General features: G+C 48.2%; 12 protein-coding genes. 5 read left to right on the top strand and 7 right to left on the bottom strand.

The annotated features are described in order from the left end of the window. Positions 1–328: RNA-guided endonuclease InsQ/TnpB family protein (locus tag H579_RS0117745; protein ID WP_028301796.1), on the top strand; the 328-nt coding region annotated here is incomplete at its 5' end. A gap of 26 nt (positions 329–354) precedes the next feature. Here H579_RS0117745 and H579_RS0117740 read toward each other — a convergent pair. Beyond that, entirely contained in the window at positions 355–693 is a 339-nt protein-coding gene (locus H579_RS0117740) for a hypothetical protein (RefSeq protein ID WP_028301795.1), read from the bottom strand. Positions 694–1,081: 388 nt separating this feature from the next. Between H579_RS0117740 and ppc the strand changes: the two genes are divergently transcribed. Then, positions 1,082–3,718 carry a phosphoenolpyruvate carboxylase gene (gene ppc, locus H579_RS0117735; protein WP_028301794.1) on the top strand — a complete coding sequence of 879 codons (2,637 nt, stop codon included), beginning with the start codon at positions 1,082–1,084 and terminating at the stop codon, positions 3,716–3,718. Between the two features lie 56 nt (positions 3,719–3,774). After that, entirely contained in the window at positions 3,775–4,356 is a 582-nt protein-coding gene (locus H579_RS0117730; RefSeq protein ID WP_211224745.1) for an HD domain-containing protein, read from the top strand. 67 nt (positions 4,357–4,423) lie between these two features. On the opposite strand, the gene H579_RS26300 is transcribed toward H579_RS0117730, so the two are convergent. Next, positions 4,424–5,335 (bottom strand): ketopantoate reductase family protein, encoded by a 912-nt coding sequence (locus H579_RS26300; protein ID WP_051227825.1) that lies wholly within the window; start codon positions 5,333–5,335, stop codon positions 4,424–4,426. Between the two features lie 74 nt (positions 5,336–5,409). On the opposite strand from H579_RS26300, the gene H579_RS0117720 reads away from it, so the two are divergent. Next, on the top strand, positions 5,410–5,892 hold the full coding sequence (locus tag H579_RS0117720; protein WP_028301792.1) for a YajQ family cyclic di-GMP-binding protein: 483 nt from the start codon (positions 5,410–5,412) through the stop codon (positions 5,890–5,892). 102 nt (positions 5,893–5,994) lie between these two features. On the opposite strand, the gene H579_RS0117715 is transcribed toward H579_RS0117720, so the two are convergent. The 3 genes from H579_RS0117715 to H579_RS28075 form a co-directional block, all read right to left on the bottom strand. Further along, positions 5,995–6,393 carry a DUF3429 domain-containing protein gene (locus H579_RS0117715; protein WP_028301791.1) on the bottom strand — a complete coding sequence of 133 codons (399 nt, stop codon included), beginning with the start codon at positions 6,391–6,393 and terminating at the stop codon, positions 5,995–5,997. Between the two features lie 140 nt (positions 6,394–6,533). Then, a complete protein-coding gene (locus H579_RS30140) occupies positions 6,534–8,753 on the bottom strand; it encodes a methylated-DNA--[protein]-cysteine S-methyltransferase (protein WP_084624206.1) in 2,220 nt (739 codons plus the stop codon). 171 nt (positions 8,754–8,924) lie between these two features. Continuing rightward, complete coding sequence (locus H579_RS28075; RefSeq protein ID WP_051227823.1) at positions 8,925–9,956, bottom strand: LysR family transcriptional regulator; 1,032 nt, start codon at positions 9,954–9,956, stop codon at positions 8,925–8,927. 173 nt (positions 9,957–10,129) lie between these two features. Between H579_RS28075 and H579_RS0117700 the strand changes: the two genes are divergently transcribed. Beyond that, entirely contained in the window at positions 10,130–10,591 is a 462-nt protein-coding gene (locus tag H579_RS0117700; protein ID WP_028301790.1) for an OsmC family protein, read from the top strand. A 171-nt stretch (positions 10,592–10,762) separates the two neighbouring features. Here H579_RS0117700 and H579_RS26285 read toward each other — a convergent pair whose 3' ends face one another. Next, positions 10,763–11,263: a Fur family transcriptional regulator gene (locus H579_RS26285; RefSeq protein WP_051227821.1), complete on the bottom strand. Its 501-nt coding sequence runs from the start codon at positions 11,261–11,263 to the stop codon at positions 10,763–10,765. A gap of 9 nt (positions 11,264–11,272) precedes the next feature. Further along, positions 11,273–12,586: an AmpG family muropeptide MFS transporter gene (locus tag H579_RS26280; RefSeq protein WP_245583300.1), complete on the bottom strand. Its 1,314-nt coding sequence runs from the start codon at positions 12,584–12,586 to the stop codon at positions 11,273–11,275. Positions 12,587–13,151 lie beyond the last annotated feature (565 nt).

Raw genomic sequence — 13,151 nt, 5'->3', positions numbered from 1 at the left:
ATCCTCCTCATTAGCCAAAACCAAGATGGCGAAGTCTGTGCTGGATGCAGGTTGGGCCATGCTGAAAACGATGCTGGATTATAAATGCGCTCACGCAGGTATTGTTTTCAAAGAAGTTGATGAGTCGTACACCACCCAAACCTGTTCGAGTTGTGGCAGTTTGCCCGATTCGAGGCCGAAAGGTATCGCAGGACTTGGAATAAGAGAGTGGATCTGCAGTGCGTGTGGTGTGACGCACGACCGCGATGTGAATGCGGCCAGGAACATTCTTGCGGTCGGACATGGCCGTCTAGCTGTAGGAATCCCCCGCTATAATCAGCTTGCCTGATTTAGCGGAGGGAGGATGTCAAGATACTAACCTGCTTGCTTTAGTTTGGTCGCATTTTGCAGATGTTTACGACTTAATTCCAAAAAGCGTGGTGTCAGCCCGACATCTTCGTAAATAGGATCGCCCTCTTCATCTAATGTGGCGACCTTAGTGCCTTTTTCATAAGGAAAGCTATTTTCGATTTCATCCAGTGCTGCTTTGATCAGGTCTGTCAGAATCAGTTCTGTGGGGCGTCGTGGAAAAAGTTCTGTCAGAGCTTTCAAGCGGGCGGCGTCTTCGATGGGAAGGTGGACACTGAACTCCTCTTCTGTCACCTCTCCGGTCTCTTTGGTTTTCCATTCGTGAACCAGTTGATTAAAGCGCATAACTATATCTCCCGATAAATCAACATCCCTCGATAAATCAACATCCCTCAATAACTCAGCAGGTATCTGATGATGCCAGATGATAGATACCTGCTACTGTCGTTATAGGGCCTCGTTTATGTTGGGCCTTGTTAACACTGTAGCAACAAATAAGTGGCTTTATCCTAAAACGACAGAATTTTTTGCGTATTTCGAGCAGAGCAAGGTTTTGCTGGGATTGTTTTTTTGTACTGTATTGTTTATCTGAGTTATTTGTTGGTAATGTACAGAGTAACGCTAACGTATTTTGGGATTTACCGCTCAAGCTGTCAGTGACTGTGGCATGGTGTGCCTGGGCGCTTTTTTCACTGCTTTGTGACGTGAATCTTGTTTATCATGGAGGTAGCCTGTGAATCGACTGCATGAGTCTTTACGAGAAAATGTACGTGAGTTGGGGGATTCTCTGGGTAAAACCATGGATCACCATTTAGGGCCGGAATTTCTACAGAAGATAGAAACCATTCGTCATCTGGCCAAAGCAGACCGAAGTGGCGATCACTCTGATAATCATCTGCAGGAGTATCTGTCCAGCCTGTCAGATGATGAGCTGTTGCCTGTAGCCAGGGCGTTTAATCAGTTTCTTAACCTGGCCAATATCGCGGAACAACACTACCGCGCCCGTTATCGCAAAACCGAAGATTACCAATCTGTAGATCAACAATCTCTCTATACTTTATTCAGCCACCTGACTTCCAGTCATGTGCAGCCGGATGATATCTGGCAGACCATTCATGATATGCGTATCGATCTGGTAATGACGGCGCACCCGACAGAAGTGAACCGTCGCACCCTGATCCAGAAATATGATGAGATCTCGCAAAGTCTGAATCAGTTGGACAGTGATGACCTTTATCTGGACCAGAAACAGAAGATTAAAAGCCGCATCCGTCAGATGATCGAACAAGCCTGGCATACGGATGAGATTCGTCATAAGCGCCCAACTCCGGTGGATGAGGCTAAATGGGGCTTTGTGGTGATCGAGAACTCCCTTTGGGAAGCTGTGCCTGAGTTTTATCGACATCTGGATGAGGCATTACGGGAAGCCACAGGCCGTAAACTGCCGCTGGACTGCTCGCCGATTCGGTTCTGCTCCTGGATGGGGGGCGATCGTGATGGTAACCCTAATGTGACAGCTAAAGTGACCGAAGAGGTGTTGCTGTTAGCCCGCTGGATGGCGGCGGATCTTTACTTAAGAGATGTGGATCAGCTACTGCATGAGTTATCGATGTGGCGCTGTAACAGTGAATTGAGGGCCAAGGTGGGTAGCACACCTGAACCTTACCGGGTATTGCTGCGTCGCTTGCGTAAACGATTACGTGTGACTCAGGACTGGATTGAAGATCAGCTGGAAGGTAAAGAGCATGAACAGCCTCCCAAAGAGTTACTCGCTTCCAATGAGGAACTGATTGAGCCGCTGAAGATGTGTTATCGCTCATTAAAAGAGTGTGGTATGAGCACCATTGCCAATGGCCCTCTGTTGGATACGTTGCGTCGTGCCAGCTGCTTTGGTTTAAATCTGCTGAAGCTGGATATTCGTCAGGACTCAGGTCGCCACGAAGCGGTAATGACAGAGCTGTGTGAGGCTTTGGATCTGGGAGATTACAGTGTATGGAGCGAGAAGGAACGTCAGAAATTTCTGTTAACCGAACTGCGTAGTCGCCGACCATTGATTCCACAGGATTGGCAGGCATCGCCGGAAGTACAGGAGGTGATCGATACCTGTCGGGTGGTCGCGAAACAATCCCCGGATGCCTTGGGTAGTTATGTGATATCCATGGCCCATAAAGCGTCCGATGTACTGGCGGTACAGTTGTTACTGAAAGAGTGTGGTTATCCTCATCCGATCAATGTGGTACCTCTGTTTGAAACCCTGAATGATCTGGATAACGCGGCGGATGTGATCGATAACCTGTTACGTATCGAGTGGTATAAGGATTGGACCCAGGGTGAGCAGGAAGTGATGATTGGTTACTCTGACTCCTCTAAAGATGCGGGGCAGTTAGCTGCGGCCTGGGGCCAGTACAGGGCACAGGAAGAGCTGGTGCAGGTGTGTCGTCGTCACGGTGTTCATATGACTCTGTTTCATGGCCGGGGTGGTACCGTGGGTCGTGGTGGTGGCCCTGCGCGGTCTGCAATTCTGGCGCAACCACCGGGCTCAGTGAATGGCAGTTTGAGAGTGACTGAGCAGGGTGAGATGATTCGCTTTAAGTTTGGTCAGCCGGATATGGCGCAACGTAGCATGGAGATCTATGTTTCAGCGGTGCTGGAAGCCACGCTTCAGCCGCCACCGGCCGTCAAACCCCAATGGCGTGAACAGATGAATCGTCTGGCCGCCCGTGCACTGACGAGTTATCGCTCTCAGGTGCGGGAGGATCCCCGTTTTGTGCCTTATTTCCGGGCGATCACTCCAGAGCAGGAGTTGGCTAAGCTGCCGTTGGGCAGCCGTCCGGCTAAGCGAAAGGCAAATGGCGGAGTAGAAAGCCTGCGTGCAATCCCATGGATTTTTGCCTGGACGCAAATCCGTTTGATGCTACCGGCCTGGCTGGGCAGTGATAAGGCATTGGGTGATGCACTTGAGAACGATGAGCTGGAGCTGATACGTGAGATGATGGCTCAATGGCCGTTTTTCAGTACCTATATGGATATGTTGGAGATGGTGCTGAATAAGTCTGATACGGATGTGGCGGCTTACTATGAGCAGAAGCTGGTTCCTGAGTCATTAAGACCCCTGGGGCATGAGTTGCGGCAGCGTTTAAATCATCTTAAGCAAACGGTGCTGACTATTCGGGACCGGGAGCACTTACAGGAACATATGCCGTTAATTGCAGAAGCGATCAGAGTGCGCAATCCTTATATAGATCCTTTGCATGTTTTGCAGGCGGAGTTGTTGTTGCGTGATCGGGATCATCCGGGTAATCCTCAGGTAGAACAGGCCTTGATGGTAACCATGGCCGGTATTGCCGCCGGATTAAGAAATACCGGTTAGGGCGATCCCCAGTAATAAAAACGTATTTCGGGCAGTGTCCCGACCAGGAGGCCGTTATGTCAGATGCAAACTCGGTGATGAATCACCCTTTAGTTGAGAGGGCCAGGGAGTTTGCCTCTGATGCCCATGGTCGGCATGAGCAGGTGCGTCGTTATACCAACGAAGCCTATATTGTGCATCCTCAGGCTGTTGCGGAACGGGTTGCCGGTGTGTTACCCGACCCCATTGTATTAGCTGCGGCCTGGTTACATGATGTGGTGGAAGATACCGAAGTGCAGCTGGCAGAGATTGAACATCATTTTGGTCTGGAGGTTGCTGCTCTGGTTGAGCAGTTAACTTCTGGCCCACACCCACCTCATTTAAGCCGGAAACAGCGTAAACAAAAGGATCGTGAGCAGTTGCATGCCGCTTCTGCTGCGGCAAAAACCATTAAACTGGCGGATATTATCGATAATACCCATACCATTACCGAGCGTGATCCGGAATTTGCAGCACTCTACCTGCCGGAAAAACGCAGTATGTTGCAGGTGTTGGGGAACGGCCACTCTGAGCTTTACGCGATGGCAGAGCAGATTATTGAACAGGGACTGCAGCAGCTGAATATACTGGAGCAGAGCAATCCCTATGAGGATGGTTAGTGTCGTGGGTATTCAATGGGCTTAAGCTGTTCGGTATCGGTTCGGGCCAAGCCAGCTCAGGTCGAATCTAATGAAAGCGGGCAATGACTGCTTCGTATACGGTTTGGTTTTCCGGGGCTGCAATACCCAGTTTGTTTGCCTGTTGTAACAGATAACCATTGATATATTCGATCTCGGTACTTTTGCCTTTTAGTGTATCCTGTAGCATGGATGAGCGATTCTGAGCGGTGCCATCGATGACACTTCTGGCCAGGTCAAATACGCCTTGCTCTGGCAGGGTCAGATTCAGCGCTTTCATCACCGCTTCGGTTTCCTGGCACAAGCGCTCTACACGCTTCAGTCGCTGAGGTTCGTTCAGCTCACCATTGAGACACTGATCCAATGCGGTCAGGCCATTAATGGCGATATTAATAGCAAGTTTATTCCATAATGCCTGATTGATTTCCGGGCAGGCTTCAATTACCAGATCCATCTGCATCAACTGGGCTATCACATCTTGTTCAACGGTTTTACCCTTTTCATTCAGAGCACCAATACGGCTTAGACCCTGACCGGCATGAATCACATGACCCGGTTCAGTACGGTAAGCACCGTCGGTAATACAGGCGGCAATAATGGCGTAATTACTATAGGCATCCGCGACCGCTTGTTGCGCTCCCATCCCGTTTTGCAAAACCAAAATAGTGGCATCATCGGCCAGGGCATGGGCGATACCGGCGACAGCATCTAAAGCATCGGGTGCTTTGGTCGCGATAATTAACTGCTTAATAGAACCCGGTGCACAGTGTTCGGCACAGCTGAGTTTCGCTTTGAAGGGTTCTGCCGTTTTACTCTGAAAGCGAGTTAGGCTCAGACTGTCTGGTGCTGCGACACCACTTCTGTGGATCAGTGTAATATCGAAACCGGCCCGGCTCAGATAGCCACCCCACAGGCAACCCAGAGATCCGGCTCCCAGTACTGTCCATTGTGTTTGAGTCATCTAATTTATCCAGTTGGCAGAAACAGGGGCGCAAGTATAATGCTTTCAACGCAAATTATTAAAGGAGACATTAGATGCCATCTTTTGACGTTGTGTCGGAACTGGACATGCACCAGGTAACAAATGCTGTAGATCAATCCAACCGTGTCGTGGGTAACCGCTTTGATTTTAAGGGGGTTGATGCCAAATTTGTGCGTAAAGACAATGTGGTGGAAGTGATCGCTGAGTCGGAGTTTCAGGTCAAACAGATGCTTGAAATGCTACAGGCTGAACTGATTTGCCGAGAAGTGGATGTAAAGTGTATGGACGTGGGCGATGTGGTAGAAAGCGGTAAAACGGCACGCAGTACCGTGACGCTCCAGGAAGGTATTGATGCTGATACGGCACGTAAGATCGTAAAAATGATAAAAAATGCCAAACTGAAAGTGCAGGCTGCTGTCCAGGGTGAGCAAGTGCGTGTCACCGGTAAAAAGCGTGATGATCTACAACAAGCGATCGCTCTGTTACGTCAGTCTGAGCTGGAAGTTCCGCTGCAGTATCAGAACTTCCGCGATTGATTGTACGTTCTTGCCTGTTATCTTAAGCTAGGCGTTCAGGCTGGCCTAAACTAAACTTTGGTTAGCCTGAGTGCTTATTCTGTTTATCGAAAGGGAGTCCGTTTACAGAATGGAGTAGGCCATCAAACTGGCCGCTGCACCTGTGGATAATTGGCAGCGCAGCTGTAAAAAACCTTGAATATAGCTGCCCTGCAGATAGCGACGCTCGTAGAGCCACAAACCAATAAAGGATAGCGCTGCTACCGAGTGCCAGTAAGTGAAAGGAATCAGTAGCCACAACCAGGCCCATAGCATAGTGCCCAGAGCAATGGCTGTGACATGAGCAGGCAGATCATCCTTCAGACTGGCTTGCCATAAAATCCCACCTAAAAAACTGAAAATCAAAGCAGCGTAGCTCAGTAACCAGTGTTCAGCGTTGGGATAGCCGCTGAGTGCCATGAGGCTGAGTCCGATAAAGGGGATTAATCCAGCATAACCGGAGTAGCGTTGTAGCTTGGTCATTGTATTGATCCTAAATAGTTGCTGCTTTTGAATTGCAGATAGCAAACAGACCTGAATAAATAAAGGCTTTAATGCCAATATGTTATAAGTTGGGTTGCCTGCTTTGGATCATTACGAGAGTATTCAGGATTTTTAGGGCGTTAAAGCGCTCCTTCTAACTTCAGCAGCTGCTCTTTCTGCTCAACCCCTCCGGCATAACCGGTCAATTTGCCGTTTTTACCAATCACGCGATGGCAAGGTACGATAATAGAGATCGGATTTTTACCATTGGCTAAGCCAACCGCACGTACGGCCTTTGGGTTGCCGATGGCATTAGCCAGATCCTGATAACTCCAGGTCACCCCAAAAGGGATTTGTGTCAGTGCATGCCAGACCTGTTGTTGGAACTCGGTGCCTGTCGCGGCTAAGGGCAGATCAAAGTTTTGCCTTTGTCCGGCAAAGTACTCCTGACACTGCTGAATGGCTTGCTGCAGAATCGGATGATCGTCTTTTGCCATACCCAAATCATCGGGTTTGGTTGTGAAGGTCGGTAACCATAACCCCATCAGTCCCTGATCATTGGCTTGTAGTGTCAATAAGCCCAATGGGCTTTGCCAGTGACTGTAATAGCTCTGTTGTGCGGCTTTTTCTGTGGCTTTCATTGCAATTTTCCTGGTTGCTTTTCTCGTGGATTGCTTAGCCGTATTGGTTTGGGTGGATGTTGTCATTGCTTGGCTATCCAGACTGGTGATGTTGTTCTGGAACGTGTTAATCGCTTGAGGGCTAAGCGTCTGAGCATCGGAATCTGCCAGTGTGTTGTAATAATGCCAGCACTGAAAAGTGGCATAACTGCCCCAGGGTGAAAGTTTTTTAATATCAACCGGCTCTGACTCTTTGTCGATTACGCTGAGCGCTTTTTTGATAATCAGATCACCGGCAAGAAAGTGATCAGGCTCTGATAAACCGCGAATACAGGCATACTGTATCGTCCAGGGGCCAATCCCTTTAATCTGCTGCCATTGGCTGGGATGTTCGTCGGGGTGATCCAGCATATACCGGGCAAAGGCTTTTAATGTCTCTTTACGGCTATTGGGCAGTTTTAAAAAGGCTAAGTCACTGGCAACAATCCATTCCGGTTTAGGGAAAATGAATAACGGATTATCGTGCGCTGTTGACTGAGCATTTGAGTTCTGATTATTGAGTTGTTGGGTGAGCTGATTCAGATGTGTAATTGCCGCTTTAATGGATACCTGCTGACCTAAAATCGCGCGAATACCGGCTTCCCAAATATCCCAGACCCCAGGGATGCGAATCCCTGGAGTGGCTATGCCCGCCAATCCATTCTGACTGAGATATTGTTCGATACTGCTCAGATCACTCTCCAGATCCAGCATACGGCGGATCTTCTGCATCAGAGCATTAAGTGCCCGAATATCGCTTAACGTAAACTCAACTTGTAAGCTCTGTTCATTCTGCTGACTGACCTTAAACCAGCCCTCGATTTGCTCCAGTTGGAAGCTTCTTTGATAGCTGGTGCTGTCAACAAACTCAATGCCCTTGATGGCCCGTAAACGGTAAAAGTCCAGCGTATGTTGCCAGTTAAAAGGTGGCCGTACCCGTAGCGTCAGTTGATGGCTTATTTGTGCTTGCTGTTCTTTCCGAGATGGTTGAGGGAGTTGGCTTGTCTCAAGCTCTTGTATTGTACGTTTACGAATCGCGCTGGGCGTTAGTTTCAACACTTTTTGAAACGCATCATTAAAGCGGCGAATACTGTTAAAACCGCTGGCCAGAGCGATATCACTGATGCTCATATCACTATGGTGCAGCAACTGTTTGGCAAACATTAGCTGATGATATTGTGCGTACTGTTTAGGAGAAATGCCCAGCTGTTCAGTAAACAGTTTTCTTAGATAACGGTCACTGATGCCCAGGCGTAGGGCAAACTCTTCCAGATTCTGTTGTTGTAACGCACCTTGTTCAATCAAGCGAATGGCTCGTTGCAATGTTGTGGCTGTACCCAGCCAAGCCCAGGAACCGGGCGCACTATCCGGTCGGCAACGCAGGCAGGGACGATAACCGGATTGCAGGGCTTGAGAGGAGTGGAAAAAGTACTCCACATTTTCCTCTTTGGGTGGTGTTGCCGGACAGATAGAGCGACAGAAGATTCCGGTGGTTTTAACAGCGGTAAAAAATAGGCCATCAAAGCGACTGTCTCTCGCCAAACGTGCACTGCGACATTGTTCAGGACTTAGTATGTCATTTGATATCTGAGTCTTGCCTGTGATTTGAGTCTTGCCTGTGATTTGAGTCTTGCTTGTGGTTTGAGCCTTGCCTGTGGTCTGAGTATTAGAGGTTGGCTTAGAGTTGGTGGAGTCAGTCATAGCGGGTGCTGTCCTGGTTGTCTCTATCTGTCTGTCCGATGATACGCTCGCAATGTTTGCTGCTCTCAGTATACGCATCTTTGGGCTGTAAACTAGCCATTTTCGGAACTGAGGTCTTGCAGTGTACTTCCAGTTAGAACATGGGGGGCAGTTAGAACATGGGGGCGATAGTTATGAGGCTTGTAGCTGTAGCCAGCCACTCAGTGCCTGTATCTCTTCTCTTTGCCAATGGTGCTCGGGAGCGACCAGATAGTGACTGTATTTCAACGTAATGGGAGCAAAAGGTAATACGGTCAGTTGAGAGTTCCCCTGTTGTTTGGAGTTATCCGACTGTCCTAAGGCCTTTGACTGCGTTAGGTGATTGACTTGTCCTGGGTGAACTGCCCGCTTTATATGACGCGATTGCGCTGGGTGAGAGAGGCGTAGCTCATCGGGTAGTAGGCTTTGCCACATCAGTGCTATGCCTTGTTGCTGTTTAACCGCTTCCAATACCAGCTGGAGATGACTGAAATAAAGATGGGCTTGATGGCTGGCCATCGTTATATTTTGACGGCTAAACCATTCGCGCCAATTCAGGCCGCCCGGAGCGTCCTCCTCGCCCCCTTTGTAATGCAGTAAACGCAGTTGGCCTTGACTCAGTAGAGCCTGAACCTCATTAGGATCTTCGGGATTAATAAGATCAGAGAAAAGGGTTTTATGGCCCACGGCTACCACACTCTCACTCATTAAATAGAGGCTTTTCAGGCCGATGGCCTGGCCATCACCAAAGTGCAGATGTAGATCAGCATGCTGTTGGTTGAAGTCGGTCAGTTTGTCCTGAGCTTTGATCATGAGTTCGATATTGGGATATTGCGGACAAAAATCGTTTAAGCGAGGGATCAGCCAAAGTTGAGCCAGGCTGGGAGTGACGGCGAGTGTCAGTTGAGTTTTTTGACTGCTTTCTCTGGCCTTCAATAAACCGGTATCCAGTTGCTGCATCGCTTGGTTGGCGTATCGGGCTAGCTCCAGGCCAGAAGGCGTTAATGCTACGCCTTGCGCTTTACGATGAAACAGTCGATAGCCCAGCTGTTGCTCCAATTGTTTCATTTGATGGCTGACCGCGCTGGGACTGATGCATAACTGTTCAGCTGCTTTGGTAAAGCTTTGCTCCCTGGCAACAATAGCCAGAGTGCGTATGGCGGTCAGGGAGATATTATCGGGCATTAGATAAGGGCCATGAAGATATATGAAAGCAATAAGTGTTTTGAGATTTTCTCAAGATAGGCTGAGTAATGATACTTTGTTTTCAAGCTTAACTCATATCATGATAGGAGGGTGGTTTAATTTCTTATCTTTAATCAGAAGTTGTTTAACGCAAAATAGGTGTGGAGTAAGCAATGTCAGAGTATGTCGCAACGGTTGAGTGGTACAGAGGTGAGCAGTCTTTTACCGATAATCGCTACAGCCGGGGGCACGAATGGCACTTTGATGGTGGTCAGACAGTGCCTGCATCCTCCTCCCCTCATGTGGTGCCCTTACCTTACTCGGTAGAAGCGAATGTGGACCCGGAAGAGGCCTTTGTGGCGGCGCTGTCCAGTTGTCATATGCTGTTCTTTTTAAGCTTTGCTGCTGTGGAAGGTTTCTGTGTTGATCATTATAAAGATCCCGCGTTGGGCACTATGGCGAAGGATGCAAGCGGAATGACGGTGATGACCGAGGTTCGACTCAGGCCAGAAATCGCCTTTGTTGGAAATGTACCCAGTGAACAGCAGCTTAAAGGCCTGCATGATAAAGCTCATCACCACTGCTTTTTGGCTAACTCGGTGAAGTTTCCCATAACGATAGAGATATCCGTTTAACAGTTGAGCGTCATTTTGTTTAGCTGTTTAAGGTCATAAAGCCTGTTTGGGTTAAACGAAAAAGACCGGCTCTAATCTGTATTGAGTCTAGATGCCGGTCTTTAGGGTATTGAGAGGGCCAAAGTTATTTGAACTCAGGCGCTGTAGAGGATAAGCCCCCGTGTTGGGTTGCTATGATTCACTCTTATCCAGAGCGATATCGCTATGATCCTTTTGCTGGCATTCCTGACATAAACCATGTAACTCAAGCTGTTTTCTCACCAGCACAAAGCCGGATTGCTCAATGCCATTATTAAGCTCGGTCAGTGTTTGCTTGCCAATGCTGAGCTCTTTGACTGCATTACAGCGGTCACAGATCAGAAACTGCGGTGGTTCATGTTGATGATCGCAGCTGATATGGCGACAGCTGATAAACTGATTTGTGGTTTCCAGTTTGTGCACAAAGCCGTTATCTAATAAAAAAGTCAGAATGCGGTAAGCACTCATCGCCGGTAAGTTCTCAGAGAACTGCTCTTTAAACAAATCAACCACGTCATAAGCCGACAGTGGCTGATCGGCATTGAGCAGTACTCGTAACACTTTTTCTCGTTTTGGCGTTAGTCTCACTCCAAGCTGTTGGCAATTCTGCCGGGCCTTAGTCACAGTATCATCAACGCTAATCTGGTCAGACATAAAAACGCCTTAAGTATTCTCTTTTACTTGTGTTTGTGTAGATGGAGCTGTTGCTCCTTGCTCCTCTTCGGGAGCTGATTGTTCGGAATGGCTGTGCCAGTTGGAAAAGTGGCGTAATAACCATAAACCGGGTAATGCTATCACTGTGCAAAGAATAAAGAACTCTGTCCAGCCCATAATTTCTGCCAGATAACCACTGGGGGCCGATATTAACGTGCGTGGAATTCCCATTAAGCTGGTCAAAAGTGCATACTGGGTGGCGGTAAAACGTTTATCTGTCAAAGCCGCCATAAAAGCCATATAAGCGGCGGTGCCCATCCCCGCTGTTAGGTTCTCAAAACCAATCACCGCTGCCAGTAGGTTCATGTTATAGCCTACCTCAGATAGGACTGCAAAACCTGCGGTGCTTGCCATTTGTAGAATGCCAAACAGCCAAAGTGAGCGATAGATACCCAGTTTAATGATTAGAGCTCCACCTAGAAAGGCTCCAATTAGTGTCGCCCAGAAACCAAACAGTTTAACGGTGACACCAATTTCACTGCTGCTGAAACCCATATCCACATAGAAAGGGCTGGTCATGGCGCTGGCCAGGGTATCGCCCAGCTTATAGAGCAGAATAAAGAGAAGGATGGTCCAGGCAGAATTCCGGTTAAAATACTCCTTAAAAGGTTCAACTACGGCAGCTTTCAGGGATTTAGGCGTATTGATTGGAGTATCAGGCTCTGGGGCTAATAGTGTGGTAGCAATACCAATGCCCATACACAAGCCCATCAGCATAAAGACAGAAGCAAAACCGATGCTATCTGCCAGGATCAAACCGCCACCAGATGCCAGCAGCATACCTGTACGGTAGCCGTAGACATACAGGCTGGAGCCCATGCCTAGCTCATTCTCAGACAGATGTTCCCGGCGATAGGCATCAATCACAATATCTTGGCTGGCGCTAAAGAAGGTCACCAATAATGCCAGCAGAGCAATAAACCAGGGGGATGTAATAGGGTCTGCCAAGCCGATACTGGCAATAGCCAGACCGAGTAGTATTTGAATCGCAAGAAGCCAGCCGCGCCGACGACCCAGAAAGGGCAGGCTAAAGCGGTCTAGTATCGGAGCCCAGACAAATTTCAAAGTATAAGGTAGGCCAACCAGGGCCATTAAACCGATAGTCGATAGATCAACACCTTCCTGGCGCATCCAGATTTGTAACACTGAAATGGTCAGTAGCAGTGGCAAGCCGCTGGAAAAACCCATCACAAAGGTGATCAGCATTCGGGTGTTAAAGCAGAGATGAAACCAATGCTGAATGCTTTTTTTATCAATAGGCAAAATTACAGTTCCGCTGATAGTACTCATTAATCAGAGCTAGGGTGAATCGTAGGCTGTTACTGCAGAAACATTATCAACCCCGGGTTTACCAGAAGCCAATGGATTGATTGTACGCAACTCCTAATGGTTTTCCGAGATATGTCTCACTGTTCTCATAACGGATTCTATGGGGGGCTTGTATTGAGGTTTAATAGTGCCAGTTTCTCTCAGTCTATTACCCCTATTCATTACAGACGGTAGGTTGTTGTAACTGTAAGGAGTAAAAGCCTCTTTCCAGCCGTTCTGAAACTTTTTTACAAAAAAGTGAAAATAGGGGTTGTGCTTTGGTCTTCCGTGCGTATAATACGCCCTCGCTGTCACGGGGTAAGACCTCGAACAGCACCGCAACAGTCTGATTTTTCAAAAGTTTTTAACATTTTTGAAAAAGACAATTTGAAAATAAATTTCAAATCACTGTTGACAAGAGGTTTGAATGCTGTAGAATTCGTCGCCTCGGTTGAGCAAGTTAAGCGCTTGTCTCAACAAGCTCTTTAAAAATTTAGTCAGATAATTCGTGTGGGTGCTT

It is taken from the genome of Oceanospirillum beijerinckii DSM 7166, from assembly GCF_000422425.1.
Classification (GTDB): domain Bacteria; phylum Pseudomonadota; class Gammaproteobacteria; order Pseudomonadales; family Halomonadaceae; genus Oceanospirillum; species Oceanospirillum beijerinckii.
Note: the sequence above shows the minus strand (reverse complement) of the source record. Positions and strands in the feature narration are given on the sequence as shown.

What these genes read in the sequence shown, in the direction of transcription:
- H579_RS0117740 (WP_028301795.1), bottom strand. Translation starts at nt 693, where the DNA reads ATGCGCTTTAATCAACTGGTTCACGAATGGAAAACCAAAGAGACCGGA.
- H579_RS0117730 (WP_211224745.1), top strand. Translation starts at nt 3,775, where the DNA reads ATGTCAGATGCAAACTCGGTGATGAATCACCCTTTAGTTGAGAGGGCC.
- H579_RS26300 (WP_051227825.1), bottom strand. Translation starts at nt 5,335, where the DNA reads ATGACTCAAACACAATGGACAGTACTGGGAGCCGGATCTCTGGGTTGC.
- H579_RS0117720 (WP_028301792.1), top strand. Translation starts at nt 5,410, where the DNA reads ATGCCATCTTTTGACGTTGTGTCGGAACTGGACATGCACCAGGTAACA.
- H579_RS0117715 (WP_028301791.1), bottom strand. Translation starts at nt 6,393, where the DNA reads ATGACCAAGCTACAACGCTACTCCGGTTATGCTGGATTAATCCCCTTT.
- H579_RS30140 (WP_084624206.1), bottom strand. Translation starts at nt 8,753, where the DNA reads ATGACTGACTCCACCAACTCTAAGCCAACCTCTAATACTCAGACCACA.
- H579_RS28075 (WP_051227823.1), bottom strand. Translation starts at nt 9,956, where the DNA reads ATGCCCGATAATATCTCCCTGACCGCCATACGCACTCTGGCTATTGTT.
- H579_RS0117700 (WP_028301790.1), top strand. Translation starts at nt 10,130, where the DNA reads ATGTCAGAGTATGTCGCAACGGTTGAGTGGTACAGAGGTGAGCAGTCT.
- H579_RS26285 (WP_051227821.1), bottom strand. Translation starts at nt 11,263, where the DNA reads ATGTCTGACCAGATTAGCGTTGATGATACTGTGACTAAGGCCCGGCAG.